Below are 17,917 nucleotides of genomic sequence, written 5' to 3' on the forward strand. Positions count from 1 at the left end.
TGATTATATAATATACTTTTATTTCTAAAATTAAAAAATACAGAAAGTTTTATATAACAAATTTTTTTAATAATTAAAAGATAACATTTATAGAAAAAAAGTGATAAGAGAGAATTCCATGACAATTAATAAACTAGTTTTAATCAGACATGGTCAAAGTGAATGGAATGAATTAAATAAATTTACTGGATGGCATGATGCTAAATTATCTAAAAAAGGAAAATATGAAGCAAAATCTGCTGCTATCTTATTAAAAAAAGAAAAATTTTTTTTTGATTGTGCATATACATCTGTATTGAAAAGAGCAATACATACATTGCAATATATTTTAGATGAATTAAATCAGAATTGGTTATCAGTAAAAAAATCTTGGCGTTTAAATGAAAGACATTATGGTGCATTAGAAGGATTAAATAAAGATGAAGTCATTCAAAAATATGGAGAAAAAAAAGTTCTCTTATGGAGGAGAAGTTTTGAAACTAGTCCTCCTCATATTGATATCAAAGACAAACGTTTTCCAGGAAATGACATACGCTATTCCCATTTAAATATCAATGATATTCCTATAGGAGAGAGTCTAGAAATCACTGCAAAACGAGTTATACCTTATTGGAATAAAATTATTTATCCTCAATTAAAAAATAATAAAAAAATACTTGTTGTAGCACATGGAAATTCTTTGCGTGCTTTAATACAACATTTAAATAAAATAGATAATAAAGAAATTTTAAAATTAAACATACCTACTGCAACACCTATTATTATAGAATTTGATCAAAAAAATAATCCAATTAAATGGTATTATTTAAGATAATTTTATTAAAAAAATATTTTTTTATTTTATATTTTTTAAGAACGTCTTGTTTGCTTCGTTTAGTTATATTTAGAATTGTATTTACACTAAATAATATGAATATATTTTCTAATATAATTATGTTTAATAGATTTTTTTAAAATATTAACAGGAATAAATAGAAAAATAAAATTTTTAGAAGTTAAAAAACAAGAGGTTCTAATGATTAAAAAAATTGGAGTCTTAACCAGTGGTGGAGATGCTCCAGGGATGAATGCTGCAATTAGAGGAGTTGTTAGAACAGCACTTAGTGAGAGATTAGAAGTCTTTGGAATTTATGATGGATATTTAGGTTTATATGAAAACCGTATGGTAAACCTCGATAGATACAGTGTATCTGATATGATCAATAGAGGTGGAACATTTTTAGGATCAGCTAGATTTTCTGATTTTCATCAAGATAAAATACGATCTATTGCAGTACAAAATGTAAAAAAAAGAAAAATAGATGCTCTTGTTGTTATCGGAGGCGACGGATCGTATATAGGAGCTCAAAAATTAACAGAAATGGGTGTTCCATGTATTAGTATTCCAGGTACTATAGATAATGATGTTTCAGGTACTGATTATACAATAGGTTATTTTACTGCTTTACAAACAGTTGTTGAAGCTATTGATAGATTACGTGACACCTCATCTTCTCATCAACGTATTTCTATAGTAGAAGTAATGGGTAGATATTGTGGAGATTTAACATTAGCTGCAGCTATTGCTGGTGGATGTGAATTTATTGTACTACCAGAAATTGACTATAAAAAAGAAGAATTAGTTATTGAAATCCAAGCAGGTATTGCTAAAGGAAAAAAACATGCTATTGTTGCAATAACAGAATATATTTGTGATGTAGAAGCATTAGCACGATATATTGAAAAAAAAACAAATCGAGAAACTAGAGCTACAATCCTTGGACATATTCAAAGAGGTGGATCCCCTGTAGTATATGATCGAATATTAGCTTCAAGAATGGGTGCATATTCAGTTGAACTATTAATAAAAGGTTATCAAGGTAAATGTGTTGGAATACAAAACGAAAAGATGGTTTTTAATGATATAAGAAGTGCACTAAAAAATATGAAACGTACTTTTAAAAAAGATTGGTTAATTACTGCTAAAAAGTTATATTAATATGAAATTAGTGCCGGTCTTGCCGGCGCTTTAGTTTTTAAACCAAGTGATATAGGTGTTTTAAAAAATGAACATTTATAGAAAAAAAAATATTTTAAAAAAATGTTTTGTTGAGTTTTTTGGAACAGGTTTAATAATATTTTTTGGTGTAGGAAGTTTAGCTGCTTCTAAACTAACAAATGTTAATTTTGATCAATTTGAAATCAGTTGTATTTGGGGTTTTGCAGTATCTATATCAATATATTTTAGTTCTACAATATCTGGTGCTCATTTAAATCCAGCTATTACTATTTTCTTTTGGTTATCCTCTAAATTTAATAAAAAAAAGGTATTGCCTTATATTATATCTCAAATATTCGGTTCTTTTTTTTTTACAATGTTAATATATTATCTTTATAAAAACTTTCTAGTATCATTCGAAATAAAAAATAATATTTTTAGAGGAACACAAGATAGTCTTAATTTAGCCTCTATTTTTTGTGTATATCCTAATAATAAAAACAGTTTTATTTTTGATTTTATGATTGAAATATTTTCAACTGCATTGTTTATGTTAATAATATTAGAATTTAATAATAAAAATAACAATTACTTTTTATATAATAAATCTATAGTTCCTATCTTAATCGGTCTGCTAACTTGTCTGATTAATTTAGTTATAAATCCTTTGAATAACATAAGTCTAAATCCAGCAAGAGATTTAGGTCCTAAAATATTCCTAAGTTTAACTGGATGGGGCGTTTTGTCTTTTACTGGAGGAAATGACAACATTCTATATTGTTTAATTCCTATGATAGGACCAATTTTAGGTGCTAATTTAGGTGGTTGGATACATAAAAAATTAATTGATAATAGTTAATTGTTTCTTTTAAAGAATATGATCAGATATTTTAATAATTCTACAAAATTCTGCAGGATCTAAAGAAGCATTTCCAATTAACAAACCATTGATATCTGGTTGCTCCATAAATTTTTTTGCATTAGAATAATTAATAGAACCTCCATACTGAACTATTATATCATTTATATCAATTGAATCATGTTTTACAATGTAATTTTTTATAAATTTATGTATTAATTGTACATCTTTAGGTTCAGCTGATAAACCTGTTCCAATAGCCCAAATAGGTTCATAAGCAATTATAGTATTTTTAAATGCTGATTTGCCTATTTTTTTAAATATATCATGTAATTGTTCTGTAATAACTTCTTGAGTTTTGCCATTTTTTTTATCTATTTCTGTTTCACCGATACATAAAATCGGTATTAAGTTTGACTCTTTAATTAAATGAAATTTTTTTATAATAATATCATTAGTTTCATTATGCATTAAACGTCTTTCAGAATGTCCAATGATAACATATTTTACTCCTATGTCTTCTAGCATTAAAACTGATGTTTCACCAGTAAAGGCTCCTTTTAAATGAATATCTATATTTTGTGCACCAAGAAAAATATTCATGTTACTTACATCCTTGTATACTCGTTCTAAATATATAGTTGGAGGAGCAATAATAATTGTATTCTTTTTTGAATGAATTGATGATTGTAATTTTAAATATTTAAAAAAATTAGAAATCATATTTATATTGCCGTTTAATTTCCAATTAGCTGCAATAAAAAATTTTTTCATTTGCCTACCTTAACTAAAGTATAATTTTATAATAATAGAAACTAAGCTTTCTTATAAAATAAAGAAATCATGTAAACTTAGTTTCTATTGTAAAGAATATTAAAAGATATTATTTATATATATTTGCTCTATCGCGTAATTTTTTTCCGGGTTTAAAATAAGGAACATATTTTTCATTTAATTTCACTGTTCTTCCAGTCTTAGGATTCCGACCAATACGAGAAGCACGATAATGTAAAGAAAAACTACCAAATCCCCTAATTTCAATTCTTTGTCCCTGTGCTAAAGAGGTAGTCATATGTTCTAACATTTCTTTTGTAGCACGTTCTATCATTTTATTTGAAATATGAATTCTTTGTTCAGCAATTTTTTCGAATAATTCTGACTTCGTCATAAATCCTCTATATTTATAAATTTTAAAATGTATTTCTTCATATTTTAAAAAAAAATTATATAAAAAATATATTTTTCTATAACAAAAGTAATTATTCAGTGTTTTTAGCTGCTTTAAACGCTTCTGTCATAACATTAGAAAACGAGTCATCATTTGTTTTGCTATTAGGTGAAGCCACTAAATCTTTTTTTTCATTTTCATCTGCAATATGAATTACAACATAAATTATTCTATTTTTGCGATCAAAGCTAGATAACTTTACTGAAATTTCATCTGCAATTTTGAACTTATTTATTATTTGATCAGAATCTAAACGGGGGATGTCAGATAGTTTTACAATAGCTTCTAAATGTTCTGGTAATGTTACAATAATATTTTTTTTATCCAAAGATTTAATCTTTCCAGTAATAATAGCTCCTTTCTTATGATTGGCAATATACACATTAAAAGGGTCTTCTTCCAACTGTTTAATACCTAAAGATATACGTTCTCTTTCTGCATCAACTTGAAGAACTACAGCAGAAATTTCATCATTCTTTTTGTATTTTTTCACTGCCTCTTCACCAGGCGTAATCCAAGAAATATCAGATAAATGTACTAATCCATCAATACCTCCATTTAAACCAATAAAAATTCCAAAATCTGTAATAGATTTAATTTTTCCAGTAACATGAACTCCTTTTTTGTGAGTTTCAGAAAATTCTTTCCATGGATTAATTTTACATTGTTTCAAACCAAGAGAAATACGACGACGTTCTTCATCTATATCTAATACCATCACCTCAACAATATCATTAACTACAACTACTTTTGACGGATGAATATTTTTATTAGTCCAGTCCATTTCAGATACATGTACAAGACCTTCTACTCCCTCTTCAATTTCTACAAAACAACCATAATCAGTTAAATTTGTCACACGGCCACTTAATTTAGTTTCTTCTGGATAACGTTTAGAAATTGCTATCCATGGATCTTCACCTAATTGTTTTAATCCTAATGATACACGTGTTCTTTCTCTATCAAACTTCAAAATTTTAATATTAATCTCATCTCCTACATTTACTATCTCACTGGGATGTTTAACTCTTTTCCAAGCCATATCAGTAATATGTAAAAGACCATCTACACCACCTAGATCTACAAAAGCTCCATAATCAGTTAAATTTTTTACAATACCTTTAACATGCATTCCTTCTTGTAAATTTTCTAATAATTGATCTCTTTCAGCACTATTTTCTGATTCAATTACAGCACGACGTGAAACAACAACATTATTGCGTTTTTGATCTAATTTTATTACTTTAAATTCTAGTTCTTTCCCTTCAAGATGAATTGTTTCTCGAACTGGTCGAACATCAACTAAAGAGCCTGGTAAAAATGCACGTATCTCATTTAGTTCAACAGTAAAGCCGCCTTTAACTTTACCATTAATAATTCCAACAACTGTTTCTGATTTTTCATGAGCTTGTTCTAATATTAACCATGCTTCGTGACGTTTTGCTTTTTCACGAGATAGAAGTGTTTCTCCAAATCCATCTTCAATTGCATCTAAAGCAACATCAATTTGATCTCCTATATTAATATCTAATAAACCTTGAGAATTTTTAAATTGTTCAGTAGGAATAGCAGATTCAGATTTTAGACCCGCATCGACTAAAACTATATCTTTTTCTATAGAAACAATAGTACCGCGAATAATTGAACCTGGACGAGTTTTGATTTCTTTTAGCGATTCTTCAAATAATTGAGCAAAAGATTCGTTCATATTGATAATTTTGAAAAATTTTTATTAAATGTTCATTTTAACTTCATGCTAAAATGATCTTATTTTATATGTCTTATGATAGTCCTTATCAAAGAGTGTAATATTTCAAATATTAAATTTATTTTTAATCATATTTTTATTTTTTTAATAATATATTTCATTAACACTCCAAATACTTCTAACAAACTCATATTAGTAGAATCTAATATTATAGCATTTTTTGCTGCGCATAAAGGAGAAATTAATCGATTTTGATCACGTTCGTCACGATTCTTCATTTGTGCAAATAATTCTTGAAAATTAGCATGATAACCATTTTTTTTTAATTCTAACATTCTTCGTTTTACACGCACTTTTAAATCAGCATTTAAAAAGAATTTAAGTACCGCATCTGGAAATACTACTGTACCCATATCACGTCCTTCTGCTATTAAACCTGGTAAACATCTCATTAATCTTTGTTTTTTCAATAAAATTTTTCTAACACGAGGATAAACTGATAATTGAGAAGAAATTTCGCTAATTATATTAATATTTCTTGAATTATAAAAAAAATTAATATTTTTTTTTTTAATTAATGAATCATCTAAATTATTTAATAAATTAATAATATTTTTTTCAATAATAGAAATATTTTCTTTTAGTGCTAAACATGCTACTAATCGATAAATTTTTCCTGACTCTAATAACGACCAATTTAACTTATCAGATATTATTTTAGAAAGAGTGCTTTTACCAACACCACTAGGACCGTCAATAGTAATAACCGGAATTTTATTTATCATATTTTATCTTTAATATATAGAATAGTCCTACTCAAAAAAATTTTATAAAATTCGTCAGATTTTACTAATAGATAAAAAATCTTTAAAATAAGATGGAAAAGTTTTTGAAATACACTCTGGATTCAGTATATTTACACCTATTTCAGATAAAGATATAAGCGAAAAACACATAGCCATACGATGATCATTATAAGTGTTAATATTAGAATATTTAAATAAAATAGGAGGAGAAATAGATAAAAAATCTTTTCCTTCTTTAACTATAGCACCAATTTTTCTTAATTCTATAGTCATTGCAGATAAACGATCAGTTTCTTTAACTCGCCAGTTATATATATTTCTGATAACTGTTGTACCTTTTGAAAAAAGAGCCACCATTGCAATAGTCATTGCTGTATCAGGAATATGATTCATATCTAAATCTATTGCATTCAACTTATTACGAGTACAAGTAATAGAATAGTCTTCCCAATCAATTATTGCTCCCATTTTTTCAAGAACATTTGCAAATTCTATATCTCCTTGAATACTTTTTTTTCCAACACCAGTAACTTTGATTGAACCACCTTTTATAGCTGCAGCAGCTAAAAAATAAGAAGCTGAAGACGCATCCCCTTCAATTATATAGTTGCCTGGTGTTTTATATTTTTGTTGCCCTTTTATATAGAATACATTATAAGAATTATGTTCAATATTTACTCCAAAATGTTTAATTAAATTAAGTGTAATATCAATATAAGGTTTAGAAACTAAATTTCCTTTTATAAAAATTGTAGTATCTTTTAGCGCAAGCGGAGAACTTATTAATAATGATGTTAAAAACTGACTAGAAATATTTCCATGCAAAAAAATAGAACCTCCAATAAAACCACCCTTTGTGCGTATCGGAGGATATCCTATTTGTTTTTGATATTCTATAACAGCACCTCCTTGCTTTAAAGCATCAACAAGATGTTCAATAGGTCTTTCATGCATTCTATCATCTCCACTTAATATAATATCATTTTCATGTAAAGATAATATAGCAAGTAGAGGTCGTATAGCAGTACCTGCATTGCCTAAATATAATGAAACCGGTTTAGGCAAAGAAAAAGCTTGTCCTATACCTTGAATATAACATGTTTTTTTATCATCAGATAAATGATATTTAACGCCTAATTTTTTTAAGGCATTAAGCATATATTGTGTATCATCACTATCTAATAAATTAGTTAAACATGTTGTACCTTGGGCTATTGAAGAAAGTAATAAAACTCTATTTGAAATACTTTTTGAACCCGGTAAAAAAACAGTTCCATTAACATAAGATATTGGTTTTAAATTAAAAGAATCTTGCATAATAAACATTGCTCTATTTAATTAAAGTTAAAAAACATTTTAAGAAATAAATTAAAGATAATTTATCCATATCTATTTTCAAAATAAGACATAAATTTTATTAAAGATTTAACTCCTTTTAGTGGCATGGCATTATAAATAGATGCACGCATACCACCTACTATACTATGTCCTCTTAAATACTTTAAACCTAATTTAGAAGCTTCTTTTAAAAAAATTGTATTTAATTTAGGATTGATTAAATGAAATACAACATTCATTTGTGATCTATTCTTAGAATCTATTTTATTTATGTAAAATTCACTATTATCTATTTTTTTATATAATAAATCTGATTTCTTTTGATTTAATTTTTCAATTTCTTCTAAACCACCTTGTTTTTTTAACCATTTAAAAACTAATCCTGATAGATACCAAGCAAATGTAGGTGGTGTATTAAACATAGAATTATGTTCTGATATTGTTTTATAATCTAAAATAGAAGGAGCTATCTTAGATGAATATCCTATAAGTTTTTTACGAATAATAATTATTGTTATACCTGCAGGACCAATATTTTTCTGAGCACCGGCATAAATAAGATCATAATTTTTAATATTAATTAAACGTGATAAGATGAAAGATGAAAAATCTGCAACAATAATTTTATTTTCAAAGAATGGCTCTTCATAAATAGATAATCCATCTATTGTTTCATTAGGACAATAATGAATATATGCTGATTTATTGCTTACATTCCATTGCCTCATTGGTAAAAGACATTCTTTCTTATTATGATTTTCTCTAATATATATTGACTGAGGAGAACAGTATTTTTTAGCTTCTATAAATGCACAATTCGACCAATAACCACTATTAATATAATCTGCTGTTTTTGAGTTTCCTAATAAATTCATAGGAATAGCAGAAAATTGCCCTCTGGCACCACCTTGACAAAACAATACTTTAAAAGAATCAGGTATTTTCAATAAATCCCTTAAATCTTGTTCTGCTTCTAAAGCCACTCGGATAAATTCTTCACTACGATGACTGATCTCCATTACAGAGGAACCTGATTTTTTCCAATTTTGTAATTCTTTTTTAGCTTGATAAAGAACATCTCTTGGAATCATAGCTGGACCAGCACTAAAGTTGTAAACTACATTCATTATTTCACCAATTATATTTTAAATATTATCTCAATAAACTAATTTATAAATTCTAAGCCCTGCATATATTTTTTTTGAAGAATTTTAGGAATTTCTATACGACCATCAGAATGTTGATAATTTTCTAAAATAGCTGCTAATGTTCTACCTATTGCTAAACCTGAACCATTTAATGTATGCACAAAAAGATTCTCTTTTTTAGATTTTTTTCTATAACGAGCTTTCATACGACGTGCTTGAAAATCATTCATATTAGAACAAGAAGAAACTTCTCTATATTTTTTTTGAGAAGGAAACCAGACTTCTAAATCGTAAGTTTTTACAGCTGTAAAACCCATATCTCCAGCACATAAAAGCATTTTTCTATATGGTAATTTTAAAAGTTGTAAAACTTTTTCAGCATGATTAGTAAGTTTTTCTAGCGCTTCTACAGATTTTTCTGGTTTAACAATTTGGACTAATTCTACTTTATCAAATTGATGTAATCTAATTAGTCCTTTAGTGTCCCGTCCATAAGAAGAAGCTTCTGATCGAAAACAAGGAGTATGTGCAGTTAACATAATAGGTAAATCTTTCTCGTCTATTATTTGATTATAAAATAAATTAGTTAATGGAACTTCTCCAGTAGGAATTAATATATAATTTTTTTTATTTACATAATTTATATGAAATAAGTCATCACTAAATTTTGGTAATTGTCCCGTTGCATATAAAGCTTCAGGACGAACTAGATAAGGAACATAAGTTTCTATATAACCATGATCTACAGTATGTAAATCTAACATAAATTGACCAAGTGCACGATGTAAAAGAGCAATTTTGCCCTTCATTACAACAAATCGTGATCCTGATATTTGTGCTGAAGATTTCCAATCTAATTCGTTAAATTTTTTTCCTATTGTTATATGATCTTGAACCATAAAATCATATTGCCTTTTTTTACCCCAATATTTAATTTCTTTATTGTTTTTTGATGTATTTCCTTCTGGTACGTCATCAGAAGGAATATTAGGTATACACAAAGAAAAATAATGTATTTTTTTTTTCAAATTATCAAGCTCTATTTTAGAAGCATCTAAATCTTTACCTGACTGTATAACTTTATCTTTTAGGGATTCATTTTCATTCTTGATAATTTTAGATTCTCTGACTAAATTGGATAAAGTATTGTGCTTAAATTGTAAATTTTCAGTTTGAATCTGTAATTTTTTTCTTTTATCTTCCATAGAAGATATTGCGGAAACATCTAATTTATAACCTTTTTTTAATAGCTTTCTAGCTGTTAAGTGTAATTCGTTTCGTAATAAATAAGGATTTAACATAGAATGTTTAGCTCTTTTAAATTATTGTTAAATTATTTTATACGTCAATAATATAAAGATTAAAATATTTAATTTATTTTTAATATATGAAATAAATATTTTTTAAATTAAATTATATATTTAACATAGTAAGACGTATTTTATAATATTAAAAAACAATATAATAGCATTGTGTATGAATAATCTTATTAAATATAAAATTATTTATTTTTTCAAATAATTTGTTTTTAGTAATATATAAAAATTATAATATTTATTATATTCTCAATTAACTTAGTCATACTTATTTTTATTTTTAGGAAATTTAATATGTTTAATATTAAACACAGTAGAATAATTATTTTAGGTTCTGGACCAGCTGGATATACTGCAGCAATATATGCTTCAAGAGCTAATTTAAAACCTGCTTTGATTACTGGAATAAACAAGGGAGGACAATTAATGAACACTGATGAAATTGAAAATTGGCCAGGAGATGCTAATAAGATAAGTGGTTTAGAATTAATGGAACGCATGCATGAACATGTCATCAAACTCAATACTAAAGTTATCTCTGATAATATAAAATCAGTGAATTTTGACAAAAAACCTTTTCATTTAATAGGTGAAAACAGAGAATACACTGCTGATTCAGTTATTATTGCTACTGGAGCAAATCCCCGTTATTTAGGATTAAAATCAGAGAGTTTATTTAAAGGAAAAGGTGTTTCAACATGTGCCGTATGTGATGGTTTCTTTTACAAAGCAAAAGAAGTTGCAGTTGTAGGTGGAGGAAACACAGCTATAGAAGAAACATTATATTTATCAAATTTTGTTGAAAAAGTTCATTTAATACATCGTGGAATCAATTTTAGCGCTGAAAAAATTTTACTTGATAGATTAGCTAAAAAAATAAAAAATAAAAAAGTAATAATTTATTTAAATTCTACTGTAAAAAACATATTAGGAAATTCTACCGGAGTTACTAATGTATTGATTGAACAAAAAAATTTACAAAAAGAAAAAGAGTTAAATATTAAAGTTTCAGGAATATTTGTTGCAATTGGATACACTCCTAATACAGATATATTTATCAATAAATTAAAAATGAAAGATGGTTATATTGAAGTAATGCGTGAAACGCATGGAAATTATACTCAGACAAGTATACCTGGTGTATTTGCCGCGGGAGATGTAATAGATCATGTATATAGACAAGCAATCACATCATCTGCTAGTGGTTGTATGGCAGCATTAGATAGTGAACGTTATCTTAATTCTTTAATGTAAAAAAATTTATATCTAGCCAAATCGTTATATGATAAAAACATACTAGTCAATATGACTAGTATCTGATATAATAAATTCAATATTTTTGAAAAAACGAGAATAAGATGTCTAAAGAAGAAAACATTGAAATGCAAGGAGTCGTAATAGACACATTACCAAATACAATGTTTCGTGTTGAACTAGAAAACAAACATGTCATTACTGCACACATTTCAGGAAAAATGAGAAAGAATTACATTAGAATATTAACAGGAGACAAAGTGACTGTTGAGCTAACACCGTACGATTTAACTAAAGGAAGAATTATTTTTAGAAGTCGTTAATAGACATTAAGAGAGAAAATCGAATTATAAAATATAAAAGATATAAAATCAATTATTTTCTGAAAAAATAAAATTCACCTCCTCAAAACTTATCTTTTGAAAAAATCTTTTTAAAAAATAAAAACATTTTTATTATTTTTATAAGACATAAAAAATTTTAAAGAGAATTTATGCGTACTAAATATTGTGGAAATATTCGAATAATTCATTTAAACAAAACAGTAACATTATGTGGATGGGTACATAAAATAAGAAATTTTGGTCAATTTATTTTTGTTGACATGAGAGATTATACTGGTCTTGTTCAAATTATTTTTGAATTAAAAAATAATATAACTTTTCAAAAAGCTTTATATTTAAGAAATGAATTTTGTATTCAAATTTCTGGTGTAGTTAAAAAAAGAACAGAAAAAAATAAAAATATAAAAATTAGTACTGGAGAAATAGAAATATTAGCTAATACATTAAATATTTTGAATATTTCAAAATCGTTGCCGTTAAATTATACACAAAACAATAATGATGATGCAAGACTAAAATATCGATATCTAGATCTACGTTCTTTTAATATTTTAGAAAATCTTAAAATAAGAAATAAAATTACTTATTTAATAAGAAATTTCATGACAAAAAAAAATTTTTTAGATATTGAGACTCCTCTTTTAACAAAATCTACACCAGAAGGTGCTAGAGATTATTTAGTACCAAGTCGAAATCATTATGGAAAATTTTATGCATTGCCTCAGTCTCCTCAATTATTTAAACAATTGTTAATGATTTCTGGTATAGATAGATACTATCAAATAGTAAAATGTTTTCGTGATGAAGATTTACGTTCAGATCGACAACCAGAATTCACACAAATTGATATTGAAGTTTCTTTTATGGATGCTAAAAAAGTTCGTGATTTAGTAGAAAAACTCATAAAAAAAATTTGGTTAAAAATAATAAATATTAATTTAAAAAAATTTCCTAAAATATCTTTTTATGAATCAATGAAAAAATATGGATCAGACAAACCTGATTTACGAAATCCAATTGAAATTATTGATGTATCCAGTTTATTTAAAAATAAAAAATTTACATTATTTTTTAGTTTAGATTCCAAAAAAAATAATCGAATAGCATTATTATGTATCCCTGGTGGCGCTGATTTAAGTCGAAAGAAAATTGAAACTTACGATCAATATATAAAAATATTTAATATAAAAAAATTATTTTATATAAAAGTAACAGAAAACAATATTGGACATACGATCATTCATAGTTCTATGAAAAATATTTTAGATGAGATAATTTTAAAAAAAATAATAAAAAAAAGTAAAGCAAAAAACGGGGATATATTATTTTTAATAGCTGATCAGGAACATATTGTCAATAAATCTCTTGGCATGTTGCGTTTAAAATTAGGAATTGATCTCGATATTACGATAAAAAATAGTTGGAAACCAGTTTGGATAGTAAATTTTCCTATGTTTAGTCAAGATAAAGAAGGAAAATTTTCCTCTATTCATCATCCATTTACTGCAGTAAAAAATATGGATATAAAAAAATTAATAAATGCACCTGATCTTGCTATTTCAGACAGCTATGATCTTGTTATAAATGGCTATGAAATCGGTGGAGGTTCAGTGCGGATTCATGATTTTAATATGCAAAAAAAAGTATTTGATATTATTGGAATAAAAGAATCAGTACAAAATGAAAAATTTGGGTTTTTAATAGAAGCATTAAAATATGGTGCTCCGCCACATGCAGGAATTGCTTTAGGTCTAGACAGAATAGTTATGCTTTTGACTAACAGTAAAAATATTAGAGATGTTATTGCTTTTCCAAAAACAACATCAGCAACTTGTTTAATGACAAATTCTCCTAGTACAATAGAGAATTCAATATTACAAGAACTAGCTATAAAAATTTCAAAAAATAGATATTAATTTTTTTATATTTTCAAAAAAAATACTTTTTTATATTAGCCAATAAACATAAAAACGAAGAAAATAAAACAATAGATGGACTAGCTGGTGTATTATACAAAACAGATAGAGATACTCCTCCTGTAACAGATACAATGCTTATTATAATAGCAATAATGACCATTTTTTCTGGAGAACCTGAAAAATGTTGTGCAGTTGCAGGTGGGATAATTAATAAAGAAGTGATCAGTAATGCACCGACGAATTTAATAGATATGGCAATAGTAAAAGCGGTCATTAACATTACAGTCAAGCGAACAAGAAAAATATTTACACCATCTATTTGAGCCAATTCTTCATTAATAGTTGCCGATAAAATAGAATTCCAACGAAAAAATAAAATACTAAGTATTATGATACTTGTTATGGAAATGATAATTAAATCATATTTTTTGACAGATAATAAATCACCAAATAAATAACTTGTAATATCTATTTTTTTATTAGCAGACATTAAATTCATGCAAACCATTCCTAAAGATAGTGAACTATGCGAGATTATATTCAATATTACTTCTAATGAAACAGGTAACAATTTTTCTAACCATGCTAAAATAATTGCAATTAAAGTCATTAGAAAAAAAAGAGCATAAAATGAATTAATATTAAATGCAATAGACACTGCTATACCAAGTAAAGAAGAATGCGATAGGGTATCACCAAAAGATGACATTCGACGCCAAACTATAAATGAACCTAATGGACCAGTTGTCAAAGCTAGTATAATACCTGCAAACCATCCTGGAGAAATTAGTTCAAACATAACAACCACTCTATAATTATGTTATTAAATATTTAAAAATTGTGAGTATGATTATGATCATGATGATAAACTGCTAATTCCTGTACACGTTTAAATCCAAATATAGAAATAAATTCTAAATTGTTACAAACAGTTTCAGGAGTTCCAGAACAACAAATATGATTATTTAAACAAATCACATCATCTGTTTTAGCCATAACAAAATTTAGATCATGAGAAACCATTAAAATAGAACATTTTAACTCATTTCGAATTTCATTAATTAGACTATATAAATCTAATTGTCCCATTACATCTACTCCTTGCGTAGGTTCATCTAAAACTAATAAATTAGGACTTTTTAATAAAGCTTTAGCTAAAAGAACTCGTTGCATTTCTCCGCCAGATAACTGTTGTAACTGACAAGATTTCAAGGATTCTGCTTTTACACGTTTTAAAATATCTGATATTTTTACATTGTTTGTTTTTTGAGATAACTTCATAAATCGTTCTACTGTCAAAGGTAATAAAGTGTTAAGATTTAATTTTTGAGGTACATAACCAATAGATAAATTATATGAACGCATAATCGTGCCTGAATCAGGTTTTATTAAGCCTAAAATAATACGCACTAAAGTAGATTTGCCCGCGCCGTTAGGTCCAATTAGAGTAAGAACACGATTGGGAATTAAAGATAACGATATATTAGTAAGAATAGAACGATTAGATAAATTTACATAAACGTTTTTTAATTTTATAAATTCAAACATGGTTTTATAAATTTTTTTTAAATCTTGATATGATAAGATATTTTTTTTAAAATAAACATCAATATTACATTAAAAATTAAAATACTGCATTAATCATTAATATATTATTATTTAAATTCTAATTATAGCTACATCTGAAATATTAAGATTAGTAGAATATATATTCTGCAAAAAAATAAATAAAAAAACTTACTATAAGTAATTATACTATAATAAAAAATTATTTTTAATATGCATGAGATATAAAAATAAGAAAATAATGGATTTTTTAAAAAAATTAAAAATAATATCTATGTAAGATTTTTTATAAAAAATTTTTATAAATTAAAAAAATAAATTTTAAAAATAAAATATATGCGTATTTAAATATATATAGTAAGACTATCATTGAAATAAAATTTTTTTGTGTTTTTTAAAATAAATATGTATAAAAAATATGAAAATAAAATATCTTCTAGAATTATTCAATCTTTAAATTAATATTTTTTTCAAAAAAAAAATGGCCATATCATTCAATAATAACTATTTTTTGTATTTATTTCAAAATATCACACTTTTTTAATAAAAAAAATTTTTTTTAAGAAAAAAACAAGATTTATTTGAAAAATATCATTATATAAAATGATAAAAATCAAAAAAACGGAATAATTTTTTTATTTTAAGTAAACAAATTAATATAATATTTTTAATAATTTAAAATAAATTTAACTTAGAATAATTCATAATCTGGTTATAATTCGTTTTGTAAGAAGAATTAAATATAAAAAAAATATGATAAAATATTCAAAAAAATCTTACCAAAACATACTAACGAATAATCTTATTGAATATTATTAATAATAATTAAATTTTTAAAAATATAAGTAGATAAATGTTATATCGGAAATTTATTACATAATAAATATGCATCTTTTATATTTTAAAATAAATAATTCTCAAAAAATATTGTTTTATAATTTTTTTATTATAAAATACATAATCAAAAAAGATATTATATAACTTTTAAGATTCTACTAGTATTAGTTTTTCCTATTCTTCCCATAATATCACCTTGAGTTATAATCACTAATTCACCACTGCATAAAAAGCCTTGATTACACAAAAGCATAATGGCTTCATTAGCAGCTTTAAAACCATTATTCATACTATTAAAGTATATAGGAGTAACGCCTCTATAAAGAGTTGCTAAATTTAAAGTTTTATTATTTTTTGATAAAGCAAAAATAGGTAATCCAGATGTAATTCTAGATGTCATAAGTGCAGTTTTTCCTGATTCTGTCATCGTTATAATTGCTGTAATTCCTTTTAAATGATTAGCAACATACATAGCTGACATAGCAATTGCTTCTTCAATATCATTAAATTTTGCATTAAGACGGTGTCTAGAGACATTAATGCTAGGTACTTTTTCCGCTCCTTTACAAATTTTTGCCATTTTTATAACAGTTTCGGATGGATATTTACCAGATGCTGTTTCAGCTGAAAGCATGACTGCGTCACTACCATCTAAAACAGCATTAGCTACATCCATTACTTCTGCACGAGTAGGCAATGGATTTGTAATCATTGATTCCATCATCTGTGTTGCAGTAATAACTATTCTATTTAATTGTCTAGCAGTTCTGATTAATTTTTTTTGAATACCTGCTAGTTCAGAATCACCAATTTCTACGCCTAAATCTCCTCTAGCTATCATAATTGCATCTGATGCTAAGATTATATCTTCTATAGTATTTTGGTTCATTACAGCTTCTGCACGTTCTATTTTTGCAACAATTTTGGCATTGCTTCCGGATTTTTTAGCTAGTTTTCTTGCTTCTTTTAAGTCATCACCGCATCTTGGAAAAGATATTGCTAAATAATCTACATCAATATCAGCTGCAAGAATTATGTCTTTTTTATCTTTTTCAGTTAATGCATTTGCAGATAAACCACCACCTAACTTATTAATACCTTTATTGTTAGAAAGAATTCCCCCTATAACCACTTTTGTTAATATTTCATCATGAGTAGATTTTATCACTTTTAATTGTATTCTTCCATCATCTAATAATAGTATATCACCTACTTTTAAGTCATATGGTAATTGTTTATAATCAATACCTACTCGTTCTTTAGTTCCATTATTTTGACCTAAAGTTGCATCTAATACAAAAAAATCACCAATATTTAAAAAAATATTATTTTTTTCAAATTTAGAAATTCGAATTTTAGGCCCTTGTAAATCACCTAGTAATGCAATATGACAATTTAAATTTCTCATTATTTCTCTTGCTTTTTTTGCTCTTAATTTATGTTCATTTTCTAAACCATGAGAAAAATTAAATCGAAGAACATTAACACCGGCATGAATGATTTTTTCTAAATTATTATCAATATCTGTCGAGGGTCCTAAAGTAGCTACAATTTTTGTTCTTCTTAATCGATTCAACATAAAAACACACCTTTTAAAAAATTTTTAAAAAATATTT

The 17,917-nt window shown here is 25.9% G+C and carries 16 protein-coding genes; 6 read left to right on the forward strand and 10 right to left on the reverse strand.

Annotation, left to right across the window (positions count from 1 at the left end; genetic code table 11):
* Nucleotides 1–118 precede the first annotated feature (118 nt).
* From gpmA to BAKON_RS01550, 3 genes are all read left to right on the forward strand, one after another.
* Nucleotides 119–814 (forward strand): 2,3-diphosphoglycerate-dependent phosphoglycerate mutase, encoded by a 696-nt coding sequence (gpmA, locus tag BAKON_RS01540; protein WP_014499456.1) that lies wholly within the window; start codon nucleotides 119–121, stop codon nucleotides 812–814.
* Between the two features lie 201 nt (nucleotides 815–1,015).
* On the forward strand, nucleotides 1,016–1,978 hold the full coding sequence (gene pfkA, locus BAKON_RS01545; protein WP_014499457.1) for a 6-phosphofructokinase: 963 nt from the start codon (nucleotides 1,016–1,018) through the stop codon (nucleotides 1,976–1,978).
* A 67-nt stretch (nucleotides 1,979–2,045) separates the two neighbouring features.
* Nucleotides 2,046–2,837: an MIP/aquaporin family protein gene (locus tag BAKON_RS01550; protein ID WP_014499458.1), complete on the forward strand. Its 792-nt coding sequence runs from the start codon at nucleotides 2,046–2,048 to the stop codon at nucleotides 2,835–2,837.
* A gap of 9 nt (nucleotides 2,838–2,846) precedes the next feature.
* Here the strand turns inward: BAKON_RS01550 and tpiA are convergent, their stop codons facing one another.
* The 7 genes from tpiA to serS all read right to left on the reverse strand — a co-directional run bounded on the left by tpiA (nucleotide 2,847) and on the right by serS (nucleotide 10,366).
* The gene (tpiA, locus tag BAKON_RS01555; RefSeq protein ID WP_014499459.1) at nucleotides 2,847–3,611 is read right to left on the reverse strand and encodes a triose-phosphate isomerase; all 765 of its coding nucleotides are present in this window, start codon (nucleotides 3,609–3,611) and stop codon (nucleotides 2,847–2,849) included.
* Nucleotides 3,612–3,720: 109 nt separating this feature from the next.
* Nucleotides 3,721–4,005, reverse strand: a complete 285-nt coding sequence (gene ihfB / locus BAKON_RS01560; protein ID WP_014499460.1) for an integration host factor subunit beta — start codon at nucleotides 4,003–4,005, stop codon at nucleotides 3,721–3,723.
* A 91-nt stretch (nucleotides 4,006–4,096) separates the two neighbouring features.
* On the reverse strand, nucleotides 4,097–5,773 hold the full coding sequence (rpsA, locus tag BAKON_RS01565) for a 30S ribosomal protein S1 (protein ID WP_014499461.1): 1,677 nt from the start codon (nucleotides 5,771–5,773) through the stop codon (nucleotides 4,097–4,099).
* Between the two features lie 128 nt (nucleotides 5,774–5,901).
* On the reverse strand, nucleotides 5,902–6,558 hold the full coding sequence (gene cmk, locus BAKON_RS03200; RefSeq protein WP_014499462.1) for a (d)CMP kinase: 657 nt from the start codon (nucleotides 6,556–6,558) through the stop codon (nucleotides 5,902–5,904).
* A 54-nt stretch (nucleotides 6,559–6,612) separates the two neighbouring features.
* The gene (gene aroA / locus BAKON_RS01575; RefSeq protein WP_014499463.1) at nucleotides 6,613–7,896 is read right to left on the reverse strand and encodes a 3-phosphoshikimate 1-carboxyvinyltransferase; all 1,284 of its coding nucleotides are present in this window, start codon (nucleotides 7,894–7,896) and stop codon (nucleotides 6,613–6,615) included.
* Between the two features lie 62 nt (nucleotides 7,897–7,958).
* Nucleotides 7,959–9,044 (reverse strand): 3-phosphoserine/phosphohydroxythreonine transaminase, encoded by a 1,086-nt coding sequence (serC, locus tag BAKON_RS01580; RefSeq protein WP_014499464.1) that lies wholly within the window; start codon nucleotides 9,042–9,044, stop codon nucleotides 7,959–7,961.
* Between the two features lie 38 nt (nucleotides 9,045–9,082).
* The gene (gene serS / locus BAKON_RS01585) at nucleotides 9,083–10,366 is read right to left on the reverse strand and encodes a serine--tRNA ligase (protein WP_014499465.1); all 1,284 of its coding nucleotides are present in this window, start codon (nucleotides 10,364–10,366) and stop codon (nucleotides 9,083–9,085) included.
* A 309-nt stretch (nucleotides 10,367–10,675) separates the two neighbouring features.
* Here serS and trxB point away from each other — a divergent pair, with 309 nt between their 5' ends.
* The 3 genes from trxB to aspS all read left to right on the forward strand — a co-directional run bounded on the left by trxB (nucleotide 10,676) and on the right by aspS (nucleotide 13,895).
* On the forward strand, nucleotides 10,676–11,635 hold the full coding sequence (gene trxB, locus BAKON_RS01590) for a thioredoxin-disulfide reductase (protein ID WP_014499466.1): 960 nt from the start codon (nucleotides 10,676–10,678) through the stop codon (nucleotides 11,633–11,635).
* 104 nt (nucleotides 11,636–11,739) lie between these two features.
* Nucleotides 11,740–11,958: a translation initiation factor IF-1 gene (gene infA / locus BAKON_RS01595; protein ID WP_014499467.1), complete on the forward strand. Its 219-nt coding sequence runs from the start codon at nucleotides 11,740–11,742 to the stop codon at nucleotides 11,956–11,958.
* Between the two features lie 170 nt (nucleotides 11,959–12,128).
* Nucleotides 12,129–13,895 carry an aspartate--tRNA ligase gene (gene aspS / locus BAKON_RS01600; RefSeq protein WP_014499468.1) on the forward strand — a complete coding sequence of 589 codons (1,767 nt, stop codon included), beginning with the start codon at nucleotides 12,129–12,131 and terminating at the stop codon, nucleotides 13,893–13,895.
* 13 nt (nucleotides 13,896–13,908) lie between these two features.
* Here the strand turns inward: aspS and znuB are convergent, their stop codons facing one another.
* From znuB to pyk, 3 genes are all read right to left on the reverse strand, one after another.
* The gene (gene znuB / locus BAKON_RS01605; RefSeq protein ID WP_014499469.1) at nucleotides 13,909–14,697 is read right to left on the reverse strand and encodes a zinc ABC transporter permease subunit ZnuB; all 789 of its coding nucleotides are present in this window, start codon (nucleotides 14,695–14,697) and stop codon (nucleotides 13,909–13,911) included.
* Nucleotides 14,698–14,729: 32 nt separating this feature from the next.
* Nucleotides 14,730–15,446, reverse strand: coding sequence for a zinc ABC transporter ATP-binding protein ZnuC (znuC, locus tag BAKON_RS01610; RefSeq protein ID WP_014499470.1), 717 nt, complete (start codon nucleotides 15,444–15,446; stop codon nucleotides 14,730–14,732).
* A gap of 991 nt (nucleotides 15,447–16,437) precedes the next feature.
* Nucleotides 16,438–17,880, reverse strand: coding sequence for a pyruvate kinase (gene pyk / locus BAKON_RS01615; protein WP_014499471.1), 1,443 nt, complete (start codon nucleotides 17,878–17,880; stop codon nucleotides 16,438–16,440).
* Between the last annotated feature and the right edge of the window lie 37 nt (nucleotides 17,881–17,917).

Source organism: Buchnera aphidicola str. Ak (Acyrthosiphon kondoi) (genome assembly GCF_000225445.1).
Taxonomy (GTDB): Bacteria; Pseudomonadota; Gammaproteobacteria; order Enterobacterales; family Enterobacteriaceae; genus Buchnera; species Buchnera aphidicola_A.